General features: G+C 63.3%; 21 protein-coding genes. 10 read left to right on the plus strand and 11 right to left on the minus strand.

All coding sequences use genetic code 11. From position 1 onward, the window contains the following. The first annotated feature begins 1 nt into the window (after position 1). Positions 2-454 carry a periplasmic heavy metal sensor gene (locus J1C52_RS05045; protein WP_227426837.1) on the plus strand — a complete coding sequence of 151 codons (453 nt, stop codon included), beginning with the start codon at positions 2-4 and terminating at the stop codon, positions 452-454. On the opposite strand, the gene J1C52_RS05050 is transcribed toward J1C52_RS05045, so the two are convergent. The 5 genes from J1C52_RS05050 to J1C52_RS05070 form a co-directional block, all read right to left on the minus strand. Next, positions 451-861, minus strand: coding sequence for a Fur family transcriptional regulator (locus J1C52_RS05050; protein ID WP_227426838.1), 411 nt, complete (start codon positions 859-861; stop codon positions 451-453). The two genes, J1C52_RS05045 and J1C52_RS05050, sit on opposite strands and share 4 nt — an antisense overlap. Before the next feature lie 74 nt (positions 862-935). After that, complete coding sequence (locus J1C52_RS05055) at positions 936-1,373, minus strand: YidB family protein (RefSeq protein WP_227426839.1); 438 nt, start codon at positions 1,371-1,373, stop codon at positions 936-938. A 58-nt stretch (positions 1,374-1,431) separates the two neighbouring features. Beyond that, positions 1,432-2,301, minus strand: coding sequence for a dimethyl sulfoxide reductase anchor subunit family protein (locus tag J1C52_RS05060; protein WP_227426840.1), 870 nt, complete (start codon positions 2,299-2,301; stop codon positions 1,432-1,434). Continuing rightward, on the minus strand, positions 2,302-3,042 hold the full coding sequence (locus tag J1C52_RS05065; protein WP_227426841.1) for a 4Fe-4S dicluster domain-containing protein: 741 nt from the start codon (positions 3,040-3,042) through the stop codon (positions 2,302-2,304). 9 nt (positions 3,043-3,051) lie between these two features. After that, complete coding sequence (locus J1C52_RS05070; protein WP_227426842.1) at positions 3,052-5,865, minus strand: molybdopterin-dependent oxidoreductase; 2,814 nt, start codon at positions 5,863-5,865, stop codon at positions 3,052-3,054. A gap of 160 nt (positions 5,866-6,025) precedes the next feature. Here J1C52_RS05070 and J1C52_RS05075 point away from each other — a divergent pair, with 160 nt between their 5' ends. The 4 genes from J1C52_RS05075 to J1C52_RS05090 all read left to right on the plus strand — a co-directional run bounded on the left by J1C52_RS05075 (position 6,026) and on the right by J1C52_RS05090 (position 8,652). Then, positions 6,026-6,814 (plus strand): exodeoxyribonuclease III, encoded by a 789-nt coding sequence (locus J1C52_RS05075; RefSeq protein ID WP_227426843.1) that lies wholly within the window; start codon positions 6,026-6,028, stop codon positions 6,812-6,814. Positions 6,815-6,886: 72 nt separating this feature from the next. Beyond that, positions 6,887-7,792, plus strand: a complete 906-nt coding sequence (trxA, locus tag J1C52_RS05080) for a thioredoxin (protein WP_227426844.1) — start codon at positions 6,887-6,889, stop codon at positions 7,790-7,792. 27 nt (positions 7,793-7,819) lie between these two features. After that, positions 7,820-8,458, plus strand: a complete 639-nt coding sequence (locus J1C52_RS05085; protein WP_227426845.1) for an LON peptidase substrate-binding domain-containing protein — start codon at positions 7,820-7,822, stop codon at positions 8,456-8,458. Beyond that, positions 8,455-8,652: a Trm112 family protein gene (locus tag J1C52_RS05090; RefSeq protein WP_227426846.1), complete on the plus strand. Its 198-nt coding sequence runs from the start codon at positions 8,455-8,457 to the stop codon at positions 8,650-8,652. The genes J1C52_RS05085 and J1C52_RS05090 overlap by 4 nt, the downstream gene beginning before the upstream one ends. A gap of 70 nt (positions 8,653-8,722) precedes the next feature. Here the strand turns inward: J1C52_RS05090 and J1C52_RS05095 are convergent, their stop codons facing one another. The 4 genes from J1C52_RS05095 to J1C52_RS05110 form a co-directional block, all read right to left on the minus strand. Further along, positions 8,723-8,860 carry a hypothetical protein gene (locus J1C52_RS05095; RefSeq protein WP_227426847.1) on the minus strand — a complete coding sequence of 46 codons (138 nt, stop codon included), beginning with the start codon at positions 8,858-8,860 and terminating at the stop codon, positions 8,723-8,725. A gap of 173 nt (positions 8,861-9,033) precedes the next feature. Next, positions 9,034-9,432 (minus strand): (deoxy)nucleoside triphosphate pyrophosphohydrolase, encoded by a 399-nt coding sequence (locus J1C52_RS05100; protein WP_227426848.1) that lies wholly within the window; start codon positions 9,430-9,432, stop codon positions 9,034-9,036. Then, a complete protein-coding gene (argJ, locus tag J1C52_RS05105; RefSeq protein ID WP_227426849.1) occupies positions 9,429-10,757 on the minus strand; it encodes a bifunctional glutamate N-acetyltransferase/amino-acid acetyltransferase ArgJ in 1,329 nt (442 codons plus the stop codon). The genes J1C52_RS05100 and argJ overlap by 4 nt, the downstream gene beginning before the upstream one ends. A gap of 70 nt (positions 10,758-10,827) precedes the next feature. Beyond that, positions 10,828-11,694 carry a peptidylprolyl isomerase gene (locus J1C52_RS05110; protein WP_227426850.1) on the minus strand — a complete coding sequence of 289 codons (867 nt, stop codon included), beginning with the start codon at positions 11,692-11,694 and terminating at the stop codon, positions 10,828-10,830. A gap of 212 nt (positions 11,695-11,906) precedes the next feature. On the opposite strand from J1C52_RS05110, the gene secA reads away from it, so the two are divergent. Further along, positions 11,907-14,597, plus strand: a complete 2,691-nt coding sequence (gene secA / locus J1C52_RS05115; RefSeq protein ID WP_227426851.1) for a preprotein translocase subunit SecA — start codon at positions 11,907-11,909, stop codon at positions 14,595-14,597. Between the two features lie 117 nt (positions 14,598-14,714). After that, positions 14,715-15,770 (plus strand): hypothetical protein, encoded by a 1,056-nt coding sequence (locus J1C52_RS05120; RefSeq protein ID WP_227426852.1) that lies wholly within the window; start codon positions 14,715-14,717, stop codon positions 15,768-15,770. Between the two features lie 11 nt (positions 15,771-15,781). Here J1C52_RS05120 and radC read toward each other — a convergent pair whose 3' ends face one another. Further along, positions 15,782-16,564, minus strand: coding sequence for a RadC family protein (gene radC, locus J1C52_RS05125; RefSeq protein WP_370633228.1), 783 nt, complete (start codon positions 16,562-16,564; stop codon positions 15,782-15,784). 196 nt (positions 16,565-16,760) lie between these two features. On the opposite strand from radC, the gene J1C52_RS05130 reads away from it, so the two are divergent. Together J1C52_RS05130 and J1C52_RS05135 are read left to right on the plus strand one after the other, a co-directional pair. Beyond that, a complete protein-coding gene (locus tag J1C52_RS05130; protein WP_227426853.1) occupies positions 16,761-17,051 on the plus strand; it encodes a hypothetical protein in 291 nt (96 codons plus the stop codon). 158 nt (positions 17,052-17,209) lie between these two features. Beyond that, a complete protein-coding gene (locus J1C52_RS05135) occupies positions 17,210-17,524 on the plus strand; it encodes a hypothetical protein (RefSeq protein ID WP_227426854.1) in 315 nt (104 codons plus the stop codon). A 4-nt stretch (positions 17,525-17,528) separates the two neighbouring features. Here J1C52_RS05135 and J1C52_RS05140 read toward each other — a convergent pair whose 3' ends face one another. Further along, complete coding sequence (locus tag J1C52_RS05140; RefSeq protein ID WP_227426855.1) at positions 17,529-18,752, minus strand: FAD-dependent monooxygenase; 1,224 nt, start codon at positions 18,750-18,752, stop codon at positions 17,529-17,531. Between the two features lie 116 nt (positions 18,753-18,868). On the opposite strand from J1C52_RS05140, the gene J1C52_RS05145 reads away from it, so the two are divergent. Continuing rightward, complete coding sequence (locus J1C52_RS05145; protein ID WP_227426856.1) at positions 18,869-20,200, plus strand: amidase; 1,332 nt, start codon at positions 18,869-18,871, stop codon at positions 20,198-20,200. Positions 20,201-20,259 lie beyond the last annotated feature (59 nt).

Below are 20,259 nucleotides of genomic sequence, written 5' to 3' on the forward strand. Positions count from 1 at the left end.
AATGACGGAAGCAGCGAAAAAGCCGGGCCGTTGGAAGACATGGGCGCTGGTCGGATCGGTCACGCTGAACCTTGTGATGGTGGGCATGATCGGCGGCATGGTCCTGCGCGGCACGCCCGATGGCAGCCTTATGCGGGCCGCGATCGGTGCATTGCCGGACGATGCCCGCCGTGACATGCGCCGCGACGGGCGCGAGGCGTTTCGCGGCAGCCGTGGCCATGCCGAGCTGCGCGCCGCCCGCGCCGATCTGCTGGAAGCATTGCGCGCCGAGACCTTCGACGCGGACCGCTTCCGCGCCGGGCTGGACGTGGCGCAAGCGCGCCTTCTGGACATGGGCGACCGGCTGGAGGGCCAGCTTGTCACCCGGCTGGAGCGGTTGGATCATCCGGCACGGCTAGAGGTGGCCGACCGGCTGGAATCGCGCACCGAGCGGTTGTCGCGGGCGCGTGACTAGTCCTTGATCTTGCGGCCCAGCAATTCCAGCCGGTGCCCTTCCAGCCTATAGCCAAGGCGGCGGGCGATCTTTTCTTGCAGCGCCTCGATCTCTGGGTCGATGAATTCGATCACCTCGCCCGTGTCCATGTCGATCAGGTGGTCATGATGGGCGCGCTGGCTGTCCTCGAACCGGGCGCGGCCATCGCCGAATTCCACGCGATCCAGAATGCCCGCTTCTTCAAACAGTTTGACGGTGCGATACACGGTCGCCAGCGAAATACGCGCATCGCGGGCATTGGCGCGGGCGTGCAGTTCCTCGACATCGGGGTGGTCGTCGGCATCTTCCAGAACGGCGGCAATGGTGCGGCGCTGGTCGGTCAGGCGCACGCCCTGCGCCTGCAATCGCTGCATGATCGGTTTTGCCATCCTGATGTTCCTGACTTCGGCCCGTTGGGCCAAAGTCTAAGGCTTTCGCGCGGCGCTGAAAACCGCCAATCGGATCAGAGTTTGCCCTTCAGGAACCCGCCCAGCATGGATTGCAGCGACCCGAAATCCATGTCCTGCGCCTGCCCCTGCGGGCTAAGCTTGTCGATCATGGCGGGCAGGGCTTGCGACAGCACGCTCGATGCTTCGGACGGGGCCATGTTCGCCTGATCGGCCAGTTGTTGCAGCACATCGCCGCCCAGCGCCTGTTCGATGTCGGACCCGGCCACGGGTTTGTTCGCGCCATCGCCCAACCAGCTTTGCACCGCATCGCCCAAGCCAGCCTGCTGGAACTGCGCAAGCAAGCCTTGCATTCCGCCCACTTGGCTGTCTTTCGACAACAGGCCCATGACGCCTTCCATCAGCTTGGGGTTTTGCATGACCTGTTCCAGCAGCCCGGCCTTTTGGCCGGCGGCGTTCAGAACGGTGTCGGTCAGGGATTTCAGAAGGCTCATGTCGCTTACTCCTTGCGCACTCGTTTGGGGCGAAGGGTAACACGCAAGGGCCATCCTGTCATCGCCCGTAGTAAAGGCCCACGACATGTTCCGCTTCGGCAAAGAACAGCCAGCGCTGGGCCAGCATTCCGGTCATGTGCAGAACCAGCGCCAGAAGCGCGGTCAGGTAGCTGGCGGGCAGCATCAACAGAAACGCGGGGCCGAGCGCCCCAAGGCCCAACGCGATCAGCCGCAGCTTGTGCGCGTGTTTGCGGCCCACGACATGCACCATCTCGCGCAGCAGGTAGTTGCGGCCGGAATGGGGTGGTTCCAACAGGCGCACCTTGCCGATCTTGCCAAGGCCCGTGGCCGTGCCCGCGTCGCTGCCGGACCCTGCGAAGCGCCGGTCGCCTGCAACCCAATGCGCGACCATGGCGAGCGACAAGGCCAGCATCAGCCACAGAGCAGCCGTCAGTTTCGCGGCCAAAAGCGCGCCACCCGCCAGCGCCGCCAGCAGGAACACCGGCGGGGTGGACCAATGGTGCCAGCGCGGCACGGCGCGGATTTGCGCGTAGATCATCGCGGTGGCAAGGATCGTGGCCAGTGCCAGCAGACCGCCCAGCCAACCCAGCACGGGCAGCGGCGTGCCCCAAAATGCCGATGCGGCGGCATGGGGGGCCATGACGGCCAGCGTGGCGGCGGACAAAACCGCCTCTCGTGACAGCCAAGAACTGCGCCATTGCGTAAACGCCAGAAGCGCGCGTTCGGGGTGGCCAAGGTGAAAGGCGGCGGCGAGCAGCCCAATGCCTGCCAGCGCGTAGCCCAAGCCAAAGAAAACGATGGCGGCAAAGCCCGTGGGGGCTTTCAGCCCAAAGCCCAGCCACGCCAGCAGGCCGAAGCCAAGACCAGAGAGCGTGGTGAAGAGGATCAGCGACGGGGCGGGATGCATTCAGAGCTTCTCCAACGCGCGGTCCAGCCAGCCGAGGAAGCCTGTCGCCTCTGGCGCGGGGTCGCACAGGCTGGCAAGGTCGGGCATATCAAGGCTGTCGCGGGCGCGCGGCGGCAGGTATTTGTTCACGGGCTGGGTGCCTTGTTCCGGCATCAGGTCGAAGCCCTCGCGCGCGGCCACGAGTTGTGACACATCGCTGTCGGGGTCCGACAGGTCGCCAAAGTGGCGCGCGCCCGCCGGGCAGGTGCGCACGCAAGCGGGTTCGCGGTCTTCCTCTGGCAGGTTCTCGTTATAAATGCGGTCCACGCAGAGGGTGCATTTCTTCATCACCTTTTCCGCGCCATCCATCTCGCGCGCGCCGTAGGGACAGGCCCAGGCGCATAGCCCACAGCCGATACAGGCGCTTTCATTGACCAGAACGATCCCGTCCTCGGTGCGTTTGTAGCTGGCCCCCGTGGGGCAGACGGTGACGCAAGGCGCGTTGTCGCAATGCAGGCAGGATTTCGGGAAATGCACCACCATCGGCGGCGCTTGCTCGCGCGTCACCTCGAAACTGTGAACGCGGTTCAGGAAGGTGCCTTCGGGCTCCGCGCCATAGGCATCCATGTCGGATAGCGGCGCGCCATAATTCTGCGTGTTCCAGCCCTTGCAGGAAATGACGCAAGCATGACAGCCGACGCAGGTATCGAGGTCGATGACAAGCCCCAGCTTGCGGTCTGTCTTGGTGGGAAGCGTGGTCATGTCCTGCCCCTAAACCTGATGTGCCAGATTGCGCGGCGCGGGCGGCACGGGGCTGTCTTGCTGGCCCGTGTCGGGATAGGCCAGCGATTGCCCCGCCGGTGCCTTTTCGATCCGCACGCGCAGGTCATACCAGGCGGCTTGTCCCGTGACCGGGTCGGAATTGGCCCAGCGCAGCCCGTCGCCCTTGGGCGGCAGAAGCTCATGAATCAGATGGTTCAGAAGCTGTGACTTGGTGGCCTCTGGCGCTTGTTCATCCAGCGCCCAAGCGCCGCGCCGTTTGGCGACGGCGTTCCATGTCCAGACGGTGCGCCCGTTCAGCGCATCCATCCGCAACACTGGCAGGGTAATGCGGCCATGGGGCGATGTGAGGATGGCCCAATCGCCCGGTTGGAACCCATGCTTTGCCCAAATCTCGCCCGAGACATAAAGCGGCGTGTGCCCATGGATCTGGCGCAGCCACGCATTCTGGCTGCCCCATGAATGGTAATGCGCCATGGGGCGTTGGGTCAGGGCGTGCAGGGGAAATTCATCCGGGTCAGTGGCCGCATCTGTGAAGGTCGGATACCAGATTGGCAGCGGGTCCATCGTTTCGCGCAGGCGTGCGCGCAGATGGTCGGGTGGCTGACGGTCGCCATGCCCCTCGGCGGCCAGTTGGAATTTGCGCATGGGTTCGGAATATAGGTTGAACACATAAGGCTGCGGGCTGTCATAGATACCGCGCTCCACGGCCCAATCCTGATAGGCGGCGTTCCAAGGCTTATAGAACTGCGCCTCTGCCGGGATATGGTCGATCCAGAAACCGCCGTTTTCGATATAGCGCGCGATCTGGTCGGGGTTGGGCGCGCCACGCCCCTTGCCGTCGCCATTCCCGCGAAACCCCGCCAGCGGCCCCACACCGGGGCGGCGTTCGTGGGTCGTGATGTAATCGGCGTAGTCCTTGTATGCAGCGCTGCCATCCTCGCGGACCATGCCGGGCAGGCCGAGCCGTGCGCCAAGCTCCAGCAGCGTGGTCTGGAAGGGGCGCACGTCGCGGTCAGGCGCAACCACGGGCCAGCGGATGGAATCCGCCAGCGCATCGGCTTCGCAAATCGGGCGGTCGAGGAGGGAGATACAATCGTGCCGTTCCAGATAGGTCGTGTCGGGCAGGACCAGATCGGCAAAGGCGACCATTTCGGAACTATAGGCATCGGAATAGATGATACGCGGGATTTTATAGCTGCCGTCCTCGTTCTGGTCGGTCAGCATGTCCATGACCGCGCTTGTGTTCATGGACGAGTTCCACGCCATGTTCGCCATATACAGGAACAGCGTGTCGATGGGGTAGGGATCGCCCGCATGGGCATTCGAGATGACCATGTGCATCAGCCCATGGGCGGACATGGGCGCGTCCCACGAAAACGCCTTGTCAATTCGCTTGGGCTGGCCCGCGTCATCCAGCAGCAGATGCTCCGGCCCCAGCGGATAGCCCAAATGCGGCCCGTCCAGCGGTTGGCCGGGGTTGTGGCCCGCATGGGGGCGGGGGTGCGCCTCTGGCGGTTTGGGGTAGGGCGGTTTGAAGCGGAAACCGCCCGGCGTTTCGACCGACCCGATCAGGATTTGCAGCATATGCAGCGCGCGGGCGGTCTGGAAGCCGTTGGAATGGGCCGAAATTCCGCGCATGGCGTGCATGGTCACGGGGCGGCCGACCATCTTGTCATGCTTCACCCCGCGAAAATCGGTCCATGGCTGGTCGATGGTGATCTCTTCGTCAAACGCGACACGTGCGATTTCGGCGGCAATGGCGCGGATACGGACGGCGGGGACGCCGCAGCGGTCCGACACCTGTTCCGGCGCATATTCGGGCGCAAGGTAGCGGTCGGCCAAATGGCGAAAGACGGGCAGGTGGCTGACGCCGCCGATTTCGACTCCCGCGCCAAGGTCGGGCGAGATGCCGGGCGTGTCCCAAGCCACCGCCTGTCCCGTGGCACGGTCGCGCACCATGGGTTTGCCCGCGTCATCGCGCAGAAACAGCCCTTTTTCCGGCCCGTCAGCCGCGTTCACCAAGTAGGGTGCGTTCGTGTATCGCACCAGATACCCAAGGTCGATCTTGCCCGCGCGCAACAGCTCATGCACCAGCGACAGGATGAACAGCCCGTCCGTGCCCGGAGTGATGCTGACCCAGTCATCGGCAATCGCGTTATAGCCCGACCGGATGGGGTTCACGCCAATGACCCGCGCGCCGCGCGCCTTCAGCTTGCCCAGACCCATCTTGATTGGGTTGCTGTCATGGTCTTCGGCCACGCCGAACAGGATGAACAGCTTGGTGCGGTCCCAATCGGGCTGGCCGAATTCCCAGAACGCGCCGCCCATCGTGTAGATGCCCGCCGCCGCCATGTTGACGCTGCAAAAGCCCCCATGCGCGGCCCAGTTGGGCGTGCCAAAGGCTTGCGCCCACCACCCGGTAAAGCTTTGCGACTGGTCGCGCCCTGTGAAGAAGGCCAGCTTTTCGGGCGCGGTATCGCGCAGGGGTTTCAGCCAGTCGACCGCGGTTTGCAGCGCCTCTTCCCAGGTGATTTCGCGAAACTTGCCCGACCCGCGCGGGCCGACCCGCTTTAGCGGTGCACGCAGCCGCGCGGGGGAATTGTGCTGCATGATCCCGGCGCTGCCTTTGGCGCATAGAACGCCCCTGTTCACCGGGTGGTCGCGGTTGCCTTCGATATAGGCCACGCGCCCGCCTTTCATATGCACGTTGATCCCGCAGCGGCAGGCGCACATGTAGCAGGTGGTTTTGCGGACCTCGTCCGAGACCTGCGGCGACAGGTCTGGGGTTGGCTGGCTTGGCATCCCGTTCCTCCCTTATCGCATTTCGCGCGGGTGCCATGGCGCGAAACCGTTGCCGCGATCAAACCAGAAACGGGCCGCGCTTGTCCAGATGTATCAATCCGTGCCCTTGCCGCCTTGGGCGCGGGCGTGCATGTAAGGGCCAGACCAAGGAGAGACCCGGATGCCCTTCACGCTTGCCACATGGAATATCAACTCTGTCCGCCTGCGCGCGGGGCTGGTGCAGAAACTGCTGGCCGAAGAAGCGCCCGATGTGTTGTGCCTGCAAGAGTGCAAATCCCCGGTCGAGAAGATCCCGTTCGATCTGTTCGCCGCCATGGGCTACGGCCATTGGGCCGCGCGCGGGCAAAAGGGGTATAACGGCGTGGCGATCCTGTCGCGCATCCCGTTGCAGGATGCGGGCCACATAGACTGGTGCGGCAAGGGGGATGCGCGCCATGTCGCGGCCACGCTGGAAAATGGCGTGACCATTCACAACTGCTACATTCCGGCGGGCGGCGATGTGCCTGACCGCGAGGTGAACGAGAAATTCGGCCACAAGCTGGATACGCTGACAGAGATGCGCGACTATTTCGGCGCGAACCGGCCAGAGCGGTCGATCCTTGTGGGCGATCTGAACATCGCCCCGCGCGAGGATGATGTCTGGTCGCACAAGCAGCTTCTGAAAGTCGTCTCGCACACGCCGATAGAGGTTGAGCATCTGGGCAACGCCCAAGAGGCGGGCGGCTGGGTGGATGTGACCCGCGCCGATATTCCCGAGGGCCAGCTTTATTCGTGGTGGTCCTACCGCGCCCGCGACTGGGATGCCGCCGACAAGGGCCGCCGTCTAGACCATATCTGGGCCAGCGGCGATATTGCGGCGGCGGGCCACGGCTCTCGGATCTTGCGCGACGCGCGCGGGTGGGATCAGCCATCCGATCACGCGCCGGTTTTTGCCAGTTTCGACCTGTAAGCGCCCTTTCGTTTCGGGCCGGGCGCGCCCATATATGCACAAACGCAGATTTATCGGACCAAGAGGACCAAGATGCTGGAATTTGGGCAAGGCGCCAGCGGCGCGGGTGACGACATCATCAAGGACACGACCGACCAGAATTTCATGGCCGATGTGATCGAGGCCAGCCGGGACGTGCCGGTCATCGTCGACTTCTGGGCACCGTGGTGCGGGCCATGCAAGCAGCTTGGCCCGGCGCTGGAAGCAGAGGTCAAGGCCGCACGCGGCAAGGTGCGCATGGTCAAGGTCAACGTGGATGAAAACCAGGCCGTGGCCGGGCAGTTGCGGGTGCAATCCATCCCGACCGTCTACGCCTTCTTTCAGGGCCAGCCGGTTGACGGGTTCCAAGGCGCGCAGCCTGCGTCTGCGCTGAAGGAATTCGTTGGCAAGCTGGCCGCCATGGCCGGCGATGACGGTCTGGGCGCGGCGCTGGACGAAGCCGATACCATGCTGGACGAAGGGGCCGCCGCCGATGCCGCGCAGGTTTTCGCCGCCGTGCTGGCGGAAGAACCCGAAAACGCCCGCGCCTTTGGCGGGCTGGCCCGCGCGCAGATCGCGGCGGGCAATCTGGATCAGGCAGAGGCGCTGCTTGCCAATGTCCCCGCCGCGATTGCAAGCGCCCCCGAGGTGGATGCCGCACGCGCCAAGCTGGCGCTGGCCCAGCAAGCGCAAAGCGCCGGGCCGGTCGATGATCTGCGGGCGGCTGTAGAAGCGGACCCCGACAACCATCAGGCCCGTTTCGATCTGGCGCAGGCGCTCTATGCCAGCGGCAAGGTCGAGGACGCGATCGACACCCTGCTGGAACTGTTCCGCCGCGACCGCGAGTGGAATGACGGGGCGGCGAAAGCGCAGCTTTTCACCATTTTCGACGCGCTGAAACCGAATGATCCACTGGCCGCGAAAGGGCGGCGCAAGCTGTCGTCGATGATATTTGCCTGAGGGCTGGATCGGGTTAGTTTACCGCACATGACGCGGATCAAAGATTTTCCCGACCTTATACCGGTCTTTCCCCTGCCGGGTGCGCTGCTTTTGCCGCGCGCCCGTCTGCCCCTGCATATCTTCGAGCCGCGCTATATCGCCATGCTGGAAGACGCGATGAAAACGCCACACCGGCTGATCGGGATGGTCCAGCCACGCAGCGCGCCCGACGGGGCCGACCGGTGGCACATGATCGGCTGCGCCGGGCGGCTGACCGCGTTTTCCGAAACCGAAGACGGGCGCTACATGATTACCCTGACCGGCATATCTCGGTTCCGCATCCGGCAAGAGGTGGCTGGGTTCACCCCCTACCGTCGTGCAGAGGTGGACTGGTCCGATTTCGCCCGCGATTGCGGCGTGGCAGAGCAGGACAAGGGGTTCGACCGCGGCGCGTTTTTCGACCTGCTGGAGCGGTTTTTCCAGCATCATGCGCTGTCCACGGATTGGAGCAGCCTGAAAGAGGCAGAGGATGAAATGCTGATAAATTCGCTGTCCATGCTCTGCCCCTTCGACCCGCATGAAAAGCAGGCGCTTCTGGAAGCGCCGTCGCTTGCCACGCGGCGGGAAACGCTGATTACCTTGATGGAATTCGCCCTGCATGGCGGCGAGGGCGAGGCTATTCAATGAGTGATGCCCCGGCAGAGCGCGGCCATGGCTTCGACCGGCATATGCTGGAAGCGCTTGTCTGCCCCGTGACCAAGGCGCAATTGCGCTATGACGCGGCGGCGCAGGAATTGATCTCGCGCCCCGCGCATCTGGCCTTTCCCATCCGCAACGGCATTCCCATCATGCTGGTGGATGAAGCGCGCGAAATCGACTGACGGTCTGGAAGTGATAAGGCCCTGGCCGTTTCCGGTCAGGGCCTTATGAGTAGAAACCGCGCGGCGGTGTTCAGGCGACGCGCTTGGAGATCGGGCGACCAGCCAACACCTTCTGGCCGACCCGAATAACGATCATCCCGTTTCCCAACCGTTTCACAATCGGCCCCTGGGCCTGGATGTGTTTCCCGATGCGGATGGTGGCGAGCATGATTAACCCCGTGTGATTGAGCCAAGACTACCAATCCTTCGGCTCAAACCAAGCGTGCAAAGCCCGTTTCTGACAAATTCGTGCCACTTTATCATGGCAGGCGGGCAGGCATTGACGCGAATTTGGATCAATCCTTCTCAACTGGTGGTATTGTTTCCACCAGCTGCGCAAAATCACAGCCAGTCACGTAGAATTGGGATCAGCGGCAGGTCGGCGGCGGGCATGGGATAGTCGCGCAGATGCTCGGGCCGGACCCATTTCAGCGCCTGTGATTCGCGCGATTGCGGCTGTCCCGCCCATTTGCGGCAAGCGAACAAAGGCATCAGCAGGTGAAAGTCGTCATAGCTGTGGCTGGCGAAGGTCAGGGGTGCCAGACAGGAATCCCATGTCTCGATCCCCAACTCTTCATGCAGCTCGCGGATCAACGCGGCTTCGGGGGTTTCGCCCGGTTCGACCTTGCCGCCGGGAAACTCCCACAGACCGGCCATGGATTTGCCTTCGGGTCGCTGCGCCAGAAGCACCCGCCCGTCAGCATCAATCAGCGCCACGGCAGAGACGAGAACCACTTTCACGAGCGGTAATCCGCGTTGATCTCTATGTAGCGGTTGGTCAGGTCGCAGGTCCAGATTTTCGCAGCCCCGACGCCAAGGCGCAGGTCAACCCCGATGACAAGCTCTTGCCCCTTCATGTAGGCGGCACCGATTTCCTCGGTATAGCTGGGCGCGACTTGGCCCTTATAGGCCACCAAATGCGGGCCAAAGCGGATGGACAGGCGGTCGCGATCAGCCTCGGCCCCGGATTTGCCGATGGCCATGACCACGCGGCCCCAATTCGGGTCTTCGCCCGCGATGGCGGTTTTCACCAGGGGCGAGTTGGCGATGGACAGGGCCACGCGGCGGGCGTCTGCGTCCGAGCGCGCGCCGGTCACGGCAACCTCGACGAACTTGGTCGCCCCTTCGCCATCGCGCACGACCTGATGGGCCAGATCCAGCATGACGGCGTCCAGCGCCTGCGCGAATTCGCGCGCTTCCCAGCTTGTCACGTCGTCGATCAGCGGCGCATCGCTTGCGCCCGTGGCGGCAACCAGCAGCATGTCCGAGGTCGACGTGTCGCTATCGACCGTGATGCAGTTGAAGCTGGCATCGCACCCGCGCGAAACGATGGATTGTAGTGCCGCCCGCGTAATCCGCGCATCGGTGAAGATATAGACCAGCATGGTCGCCATATCGGGCGCGATCATGCCGGACCCTTTGGCAATGCCCGCGATCTGCACAGGCTGGCCACCGATTTCGACGGTCGCGGTCGCGCCCTTGGGGTAGGTGTCGGTGGTCATGATGGCGCGGGCCGCATCTGGCAGCGCGTCTTCGGAAAGCGCCCCCGTCAGGCTGTCGATTGCAGCGGTGATACGCTCATGCGGCAGCGGCTCTCCGATCACCCCGGTAGAAGCAGTGAAGACCCGCGACACTGGCAGGTCCAACCGCTCTGCCACGGTGCCCGCGATGGCTTGCACCGAGGCCACGCCAGCTGCCCCGGTAAAGGCATTGGAATTGCCGGAATTAACCAAGATCGCCGCGCCCTCTGGCCCGTCGCCCATGATCTTGGATTGCGCATCCAGAACCGAGGCAGAGCGCGTGCCCGACCGCGTGAAGGTGCCCGCAACCACAGAACCAGGGGCCAGATGGGCCAGCATCACATCGGTCCGGCCCGCGTAGCGCACCCCGGCCATGGCGGTGGCAAAGCGCGCGCCGCGGATGACCGGCAGCTTGGGGAACGCGTCCGGCGCAAGCGGCGAGACCTTTGGCGCAGGTGTCGCGGTGCCGGCTTGCGCGGCTTCAAGTGCCGCAAGCCGCGCTTTCAGCGCCTTGACCTTGGCTTTCAGCTTTTTCTTCTTGCCCATCGGGAACCCCATGAAAAAGCCGGCCCGCGAAGGGGCCGGCGGTCTGTGCAAAGCGTTACACGCAAAGCGATTAGTCGTCCAGAAGCTCCACGCCTTCCAGCGAGGCGGGGTCGATGCCGTCAATGCTGCGGGTGATCTCTGCGGCGTCGGTGATGCGGGCGATTTCAGCCTCGACCGCTTCGCGCTGGATGTTCTGGACCAGTGCATCGCGCACCTCGTCCAGTTCCGGCGCGGTGGACATGCGGGTGTCGTTCAGCACAACCAGATGCCAGCCGAACTGGGTTTGCAGCGGCCCGGCCACTTCGCCCACTTCCATGGCGGTCACGGCCTGCTCGAATTCCGGCACCATCGCGCCCAGTCCGAACCAACCCAGCGACCCGCCGCCAGCCGCCGCGCCATCGGTCGAATGCTCGCGCGCGAGTTCGGCGAAATCCGCGCCGTCATCCAGTTGCGCTTTCAGCGCTGCCGCTTCTTCCTCGGTCGCGACAATGATGTGCGAGGCGTTGAATTCCGGAGTGGGCTCGCGCCCGTCGAATTCGGTGACGAAGGCGGCATAGGCCTCGGTCACGGCTTCATCCGTAACGGCGGCCTCTGCGGCGCGGGTCAGGGCGGTATTCGCCATGAAATCGCGCCGCCCGTTTTCCAGCGCGATCTCATCGGCGGTGGACAGCGTGCCCTCGACCGATTGCATCAGCGCGGTCTGGTCAATGAGCTGGTTCAAGAGCGGCTCGAACAGGCTGTCCATCGGCATTTGCTGGAATTGCGCGGGCAGGCTGGTGCGTGCTTGCAGCACATGACCCACGGTAATTTCCACGCCGTTCACGGTGGCGATGACGGTGTCGGTCGCGGGCGGTTGGGGTGTGTCCTGAGCGGTCACGGCGCTTGCCATGCCGACCACAAGGGCGAAAGCGGGCAATGCTCTCGAAAAACTGACCATATCGGTGCTCCCATTCTGCGCAACGAAAGTGCGCTTTGTTGACTATTCAAAGGCCGCCCATTACATCGCGATCAAGGTTCTGCGATGCCGGGGCCGTGCGGTTCACCTGCCCTTCTATGGAAGCCTGCGCGTGCCGACAACCCCGGCGCGCGGTCAAGGGAAATGACGTTTTGGTCAGCGGTGCGCGCGGCGCGCCGAGAGGTGGAGAAATCATGCTGGGTCTGGGTGCAGTATCAAGGAAGATCTTCGGCACGGCGAATGATCGCAAGGTCAAGGCAGTGCGGCCCCTGGTGGCCCAGATCAACGCGCTGGAGCCAGAGTTCGAAGCGCTGTCCGACGAAGGGCTGATCGCCAAGACCGAAGAGCTGAAAGCCCGCGTGGCAGACGGGGCCAGCCTTGACGATGTTCTGGTCGAAGCCTTTGCCAATTGCCGCGAGGGCGCGCGCCGTGCGCTGGGCCTGCGCGCATTTGATGTGCAGCTGATCGGCGGCATCTTCCTGCATCAGGGCAACATAGCCGAGATGAAGACGGGCGAGGGCAAGACCCTTGTCGCGACCTTCCCCGCCTATCTGAACGCGCTGGCGGGCAAGGGCGTCCATGTCGTGACCGTGAACGACTATCTTGCCAAACGCGACAGCGCCTGGATGGGCAAGGTGTTCGAAAAGCTGGGGATGCGCACGGGCGTTGTCTATTCCCAGCAGCCCGACCACGAAAAGCCCGACGCCTATGCCGCAGACGTGACCTATGCCACCAATAACGAGCTTGGGTTCGACTACCTGCGCGACAACATGCGGATGCGGCTGGAGGATATGAACCAGCGCCCGCATTTCTTTGCCATCGTGGACGAGGTCGACTCTATCCTTATCGACGAGGCGCGCACGCCGCTGATTATTTCCGGCCCCGCAGATGACCGGACAGAGCTTTACACCAAGGTCAACGCGCTCATCCCCGGCCTGACCGAGGAACATTTCACGCTGGACGAAAAGCTGCGCAACACCACGCTGACCGAAGAAGGCAACGAGTTCATCGAAGAGCGCCTGCGCGAAGCGGGTCTGCTGGAAGAGGGCATGTCGCTTTACGACCCCGAAGCCAGCTCGCTTGTGCACCATGTGAACCAAGGTCTGCGCGCGCATAAACTGTTCCACAAGGATCAGAACTATATCGTGCGCGACAATCAGGTTGTGCTGATCGACGAATTCACCGGCCGGATGATGACCGGGCGCCGCCTGTCCGAAGGTCTGCATCAGGCGATCGAGGCGAAGGAAGGCGTGGCCATCCAGCCAGAGAACGTGACCTATGCTTCTGTCACCTTCCAGAACTATTTCCGCATGTACAAAAAGCTGGCGGGCATGACCGGCACCGCCAGCACCGAAGCGCCCGAATTCCGCGAGATCTACGATCTGGGCGTGGTCGAGATTCCGACCAACCTGCCGATTGCGCGTCTTGACGAAGATGACCAGGTTTACCGCACCGCCGCCGAGAAGCTGCAAGGCGTGCTTGAGGAAATCCGCAAGGCGCATGAAAAGGGCCAGCCGATCCTTGTCGGCACCACCTCTATCGAGAAATCGGAAGAGCTGTCGGCGATCCTGAAGAAAGCGGGCATTCCGCATAACGTGCTGAACGCGCGCCAGCACGAGCAAGAGGCGCAAATCGTCGCAGATGCGGGCCGTCTGGGCGCGGTCACGATTGCCACCAACATGGCCGGTCGCGGCACCGACATTCAGCTTGGTGGCAACGTGGACATGCGCGTCATGCAGGCGTTGGAAGCCAATCCGGACGCCGACCCCGCCGAAACCCGTGCCCGGATAGAGGCCGAGGTCGCGGACGAAAAGCAAAAGGTGAAAGACGCGGGCGGTTTGTTCGTGCTGGCCACCGAGCGGCACGAATCCCGCCGGATCGACAACCAGTTGCGCGGGCGGTCCGGCCGTCAGGGCGATCCGGGTCGGTCGGTGTTCTTCCTGTCGCTCGAAGATGACCTGATGCGCATTTTCGGGTCCGAGCGTCTGGACAAGGTTCTGTCCACCCTCGGCATGAAAGAGGGCGAGGCGATCGTGCACCCATGGGTGAACAAGTCGCTGGAAAAAGCGCAAGCCAAGGTCGAAGCGCGCAATTTCGACATGCGCAAGGAACTTCTGAAATACGACAACGTCATGAACGAGCAGCGCCGCGTCATCTTTGACCAGCGCCGCGAGATCATGCAGGCCGATGACCTGTCCGAGATCACGGGCGACATGCGCCATCAGGTGATCGACGACCTGATTGACGAATTCATGCCGCCGAAGTCCTATTCCGAGCAATGGGACATGGAAGGTCTGCAAGCCGCACTGCGTGACAAGCTGGGGCTGGACATGCCCGCGACCGCTTGGGGCGAAGAGGATGGTGTCGATCAAGACGTGGTGCGCGAGCGTGTGGCCGAAGCGTCGGATGCGCTGATGGCGCAGAAAGAACAGGCTTTCGGGCCCGAGACGCTGCGCTCGCTGGAAAAGCAGGTGTTGCTGGAAACCATTGACCGCAAATGGCGCGAGCATCTGCTGACGCTGGATCACCTGCGCTCTGCCGTGCGTTTCCGGGGCTATGCGCAGAAAGACCCGCTGAACGAATACAAGGCCGAAGGCTTTGTGTTGTTCGAATCCATGCTGAACTCTCTGCGCGAGGATGTGACCCAATACCTGGCCCGCATTCGCCCGCTGACAGAGCAGGAACAGCAGGAAATGTTGCAGAAGATGGCTCTTCAGCAGCAAAGCAAGCGCGTGGCCGAGGAAAACGACGGCGTGGCACCGACCCCGCTGGTCGACGGCTTCGACGAGAACGATCCCGCAACCTGGGGCAACCCCGGTCGCAACGACCCGTGCCCCTGCGGCTCGGGCAAGAAGTTCAAGCATTGCCACGGACAAATCCTGTAATTCGGCGCTGATTGCACCGGATTCGGCATCAAAACCGCCAAACGGCCAAGCTTTGGCCGCTTTCCCGCCCGATTCCGGGGTCATTTTTGCTCACAAGTGAAATTGTGGGTGAATTCTATGAATCGGCAGTTGGTTATTCGGGGCGCGGCGATTTCCATCGCGGCCATTGCGGCATCGGTTTTTCTGGCAGGAGAGTTCTTGGGCGACAAGGAAACACTCTCGGCCGGGGCCATTTCCGCGGATCCTGCGGAAATCCGCGGTGCGAGCGTGATCTCGCCGGTCGGCCCCGGCGCTGGCCCGCAAGCGGCAGAACCCGCGCTGGAGATGTCGGCGCTTGACGTGTCGAAAGACAAGACAACCGTGCCCAACGTGCAGGACAGTTTCCAGCCAGAGCTGACCTTCGCCGATCAGGACGCCGTGGCGGAACCCGCGCTTTCCTTGGATCAAGACTTGCGTATCACGCAGTCCGGCGCTGTCGAAACACCGCTTTGCGCGCCCGATCTAACAGCAAAACCTGCCATTGACGGGCTGATCGAATTGCAGCTGTCGGCACCATGCAATGCGAACGAACGGATCGTTCTCAGCCATGGCGATCTGGCTTTCAGTGCCACGCTCGACATGGCGGGCGAATATACCGGCTATATCCCGGCGCTGGCCGCCGATGCGCGTGTCGATGTCTTTTTGTCCGATGACACCTACCTGCAAGCACAGACCGTGATCCCCGACCATGCCGATTATGCGCGCATGATCGTGCAATGGACCGGTCCGGCCCAGATGGGGCTGCACGCCTATCATCGTGGGGCGGCCTATGGCGAAGACGGCCATATCCACGCCATGAACCCGTTTGACCCCGCGCTGGAAGAGGCGTTTCTGGTTGCGCTGGGCGAGGATGAAGGCGTGGAGCCGATGCTTGCCCAAGTCTATTCCGTGCCCTTGGCCCAAGCCAGTGAAACACGGCTTCAGCTAGAGGTCAGCGTCAACGCCCGGTCTTGCGGCACCGATCTTGTGGCCTTTGTCATGCCCACGCATGGCGATGGCGCCGGTGTGGTCGAAGAGCTTCGCGTGGCCATGCCCGATTGCGCTGTTGGGGACGGTCTTGTGATCCTTGATCTGCCGTTCAACCCGTCGGTCCCTGCTGCCCAAGGGCTGGAATTTACCTCTGACAATTCCTGAGCGCGGGCCGGCTACAGCAACCCGGTCGCGCGAAAGCTGATCTCGCTTGATTTGCCGATGACCAGATGATCGTGCAGCGTGATCGACAGGCTTTCGCCTGCGCGCTGCACCTGTTCCGTCATGGCAATATCGGCCTGCGATGGGGTTGGGTCGCCCGAAGGGTGATTATGCACAAGGATCAAGGCGCTGGCATTCAGTTCCAGCGCCCTGCGCATGATCTCTCTGGGATAGACGGGGACATGGTCGACCGTGCCACTGCCTTGCGCTTCGTCCGCGATCAGGCTGTTCTTGCGGTCCAGGAACAACACGCGAAATTCCTCGGTCTCGCGATGGGACATTGTCGTGTGGCAATAGTCCAGCAACGCATCCCAACTTGAAATCACCGGCCTGTGCATGACCCGCGCGCGTGCCATGCGTTGCGCGCAGGCTTCGGTCAGTTTCAGCTCTGCCACCACCGCGTCGCCCACGCCCGCAATCTTGCGCAAACGCGGCTCTGGCGCGGAAATAACCCCGGCAAGATCGCCGAACTGGTCGATCAGCAGCCGCGCAAGGGGTTTCACGTCCTGCCGAGGGATGGCGCGGAACAGGATCAATTCGAGCAATTCGTAATCCGGCATGGCCTGCGCGCCGCCGGTCAGAAACCGCTCGCGCAGCCGTTTGCGGTGGTCTTTCAGATAGGATGGCGTCTTGGCCGGGGCCGGGCGGGCGGCTGTCCCAACCGCCGCCACAGACGCAGCGCCCCCGGTGAACAGGGGCAAGCCGCAGTCCTGAAATCCTGACAGATGCTCAACCATGCAGCGATTTTGCCCAAGTATTGCTAACAACGGGTTAACAATGCAGTCACCCGCCAGAATTGTTGCCACATCAGGAATCAGGTGCTACGCTTCTCACAAGTGCGAGATTACTTCGTGATAAGCGGGGATCCGCGCACTTGCCGAGGTTTTTTGAGCAGCTAACGATAAGAAATTTTTCATACTTGGAGGACTATCAATGAAAAAAATCGCGCTCCCGGCCCTTGCCCTTGCAATGGCCCCTTTCTTCTCGGCACCGGCGGCGGCATGGGAAGGTCACGTTGTTGAATGTTTCGACAAGGTCTATGTGGCCCCGGAATACAAGTATACCAAGCATCTTGTGAAGCACGCCAAAACCATGCTCGAGCATCGTGGCAAGGGCAAGCATATGCAGGTCGTGCGTGTGCATTACCCGGCCATCTACGAGGAAACCCGCACGCTGGTGCGCGCTGGCCACTACGTGATGAAGCCCGCCAAGTGCAAGCACTAACGGGCATTTCTGCCCTGTAGGCAGCGCATCGCCTTGCGGGTAACTGGGCGGATCGCTGTGTCGGGTGCAGAGCACATACCATCCCTGCCGCACAGGTTCGCGGCAGGGATATTTTGAAGGAATCGCTTTCAAATTCGTGCCAGCCATCGGGGGAATGGATGCGCAATTCATGGATATTGGCCGTTGTTTTATTGGTTTCGGGCTGCGCGTCATTCAAGACGAGCGATTGCGCGGCAGAGCGGGCCGAGTTGCGGGCCACGGACCGGGCGATTGCACAGGCCACGCGGCAGCATCGGGACGGGTTCAGCGCCAGATTGGCCTCTCGCGGTCATGCCAGCTATCATTGCGCGTCGGGGCGTTCGGGGCAGGTTCGTTGCACGAAGGCACCCTATGCCGGACATGGCGCATCGCTGTCAGAGCTTCACCACAAGCGCGACGCGTCGCTGGCGCGAATCGCGCGGCTGTGCCGCTAAGTCGTCAGATCGGCAGACCCCGCATCAGGCGTGGCATGTCGCCCGTCAGCCCCGCCGCTTCGCGGATGCAGGCGCGGCGCAGTCCGGGTAGGGCGCTGACCAGCCCAAGCCCAAGGTCGCGCACCCCCCGCAAAAGCGGATTATCGTTCGAAAACAAGCGGTTCACGCTGTCCGTGCCAATGGCCATCAGCGTGGTGTCGAAGCGCCGCCATGTCTGGTAGCGGTCCAGCACAAGCGGGCTGGCAATGTCTTCGCCGCGGCGCGCGGCATCTGCCAGAACCTCTGCCAGCGCCGCGATGTCGCGCAGCCCGAAATTGAAGCCCTGCCCCGCAATCGGGTGCATCCCATGGGCAGCGTCGCCCACCAGCGCAAGGCGCGGGGCTATGAACTGGTTGGCGATGGTCAGTTTCAGCGGGTAGGCATGGCGCTTGCCTGCGAGTGATATCTCGCCCAGGAAATTGCCGAAATGCGGGCGCAGAACCTCCAGATAGGCGGCATCGTCCAGCGCCTGAATTTCGGCCGCGCGGGCGGTCCGCTCGCTCCAGACAATGGAAGACCGATTGCCAGGCAGTGGCAGAATGGCCAGCGGTCCAGCGGGCATGAAGAACTGATGCGCCACGCCCTCGTGCGGCAATTCGTGGTCAATCGCGCAGACCAGCCCGGTCTGGCCGTAATCCCAGCCTGTGCGCCGAATGCCCGCGCGCTGTGCCGTGCCGCTGTCGCGCCCGTCGCAGCCCACCAGAAGCCGCGCGCGCAAGCTGCGGCCAGAGGCCAGCGTGACCGTCACGCCCTGCGCATCGACGGTTTGCGCGACCACGGTTTCGCCCGATAGCTGGGTGACGCCCGCGTCATCCATCGCGCGCAGCAGGGCGGGGCGCAGAAATCGGTCTTCCAGCATGTGCCCCATCGGGCCTTCTTCGATCTCGGCATGGTCGAATTGCAGGAAGAAGGGCGCAGCCCCTTCGCCGGCGCGCCCGTCGCTGGCGACGATTTTCAGCATGGGCTGCGCGTGCTCGGCCACATGCGGCCACAGCCCGATCCCGTCCAGCACCCGGACAGAGGCCAGCGCTAACGCATAGGCGCGCCCGTCGAACCCGGCTTCGGTGCGCGTGTCGCGCGGAAGGGAATCTATGACGGTTACGGTCAGCCCGACCTTGGCCAGCGCCAAGGCCAGCGCCGGGCCGTTCAGCCCGCCGCCCACGATCAGGATGTCGGCGTCATGTGTCATGTGATGCGATATGTGGCACTTGGGGCCAACTGTCCATGTGGCATATTGATCGAATGGGCTTCATCTTGCCATAAATACTCATCCACAGGCGGGCAAACCGCAAGACCGGGGGGAAGATGGAAGAGTGGCTGACCAGAAGCGCCGTCTCGCAAGGGCGGGCGATTGACCGTGGGGCGCTCTGTCCGCTGGCCCTGACCGAAGCCTATCTGGACAAGATCCGCGCGCACCCCATGGCGTCGCGCATCTATTCCGTCGTGACTGAAAAACGCGCGCTGCTAGAGGCGGTGACGGCCCGCAGCCGCGCGCGGGCGGGGTTGCGGCGCGGACCGTTGGATGGCGTGGCGCTGTCGTGGAAAGACCTGTTCGACACGGCAGGCACCGCGACAGAGGCCGGGTCGAAACTGCTGGCAGGCCGCATTCCGCTGCGCGATGCGCAAGTGTTGCGGGTTGCCCGGCAGGCGGGGTCCATCTGCTTGGGCAAGACGCATTTGTCGGAATTCGCCTATTCCGGGCTGGGCCTGAACCCGATGACAGCCACGCCGCCTTGCGTCAATGACGCGGGCGCGGTGCCGGGGGGTAGCTCTTCGGGAGCTGCGGCCTCGGTGGCCTTTGGTCTGGCGGCACTGGGCGTGGGGTCCGACACGGGCGGGTCGGTGCGTATTCCGGCAGCGTGGAACGACCTTGTGGGCCTGAAAACCACCCATGGCCGCTTGCCCATGGAAGGCGTCGTGCCGCTTGCGCGCCGGTTCGACACGGTTGGCCCGCTGGCCCGCAGTGTCGAGGATTGCGCGGCGTTTCTGGCCACTTTGGAAGGGCGCGTTGTCCCTGACCTGCGTGGTGCCACGCTGGCGGGGCGGCATTTTCTGGTGTTGGAAGGTGCGCCCTTCGAGGACATTCGCCCCGAACCTGCGCAGGCTTTCGAAGATGCCGCCAGCCGCCTGTCCCGCGCCGGAGCCAAGCTGACCCGCGCCAAGTTGCCAGTCGTGGACGATGTGCTGGCGCTGTCGGCCATCATATACACGCCAGAGGCATGGGCCGAATGGCGCGAATTGATCGAAACCAACCCCGATGCGATGTTTCCGCCGATCCTTGCGCGGTTCCGGGCCGGGGCCGCGCATTCCGCCGCCGATTACATCGCCGCATGGAACAAGCTGACCGAGTTGCGCGCGCGTTACCTGTCGCAGGTCGCGGGCTATGACGCCGTGATCCTGCCCACCGCGCCGAACCTGCCGCCCAATGCCGAGCGTCTGGCCGCCGATGAGGCGTATTACACGACCGAAAACCTGCTGACCTTGCGCAACACGCGGATTGGCAACATGCTGGGTCTGTGCGCGCTGAGCTTGCCCACCAACACGCCCTCGGCGGGGATCAGCCTGATGGGCGCACCCATGGCCGAGGACCGGCTATTGCGTCTGGGCGCTGCCGCAGAACAGGTTGTGCGCGGCTAGGCGTAGGGTTTCCCCACGTCGCGCACCACCAGATATGGTGGTATGCGAAACTTCTGCGA

Origin of the sequence: Roseibaca sp. Y0-43, assembly GCF_020667835.1 — a bacterium.
In the GTDB taxonomy this organism is placed as follows: domain Bacteria; phylum Pseudomonadota; class Alphaproteobacteria; order Rhodobacterales; family Rhodobacteraceae; genus Roseinatronobacter.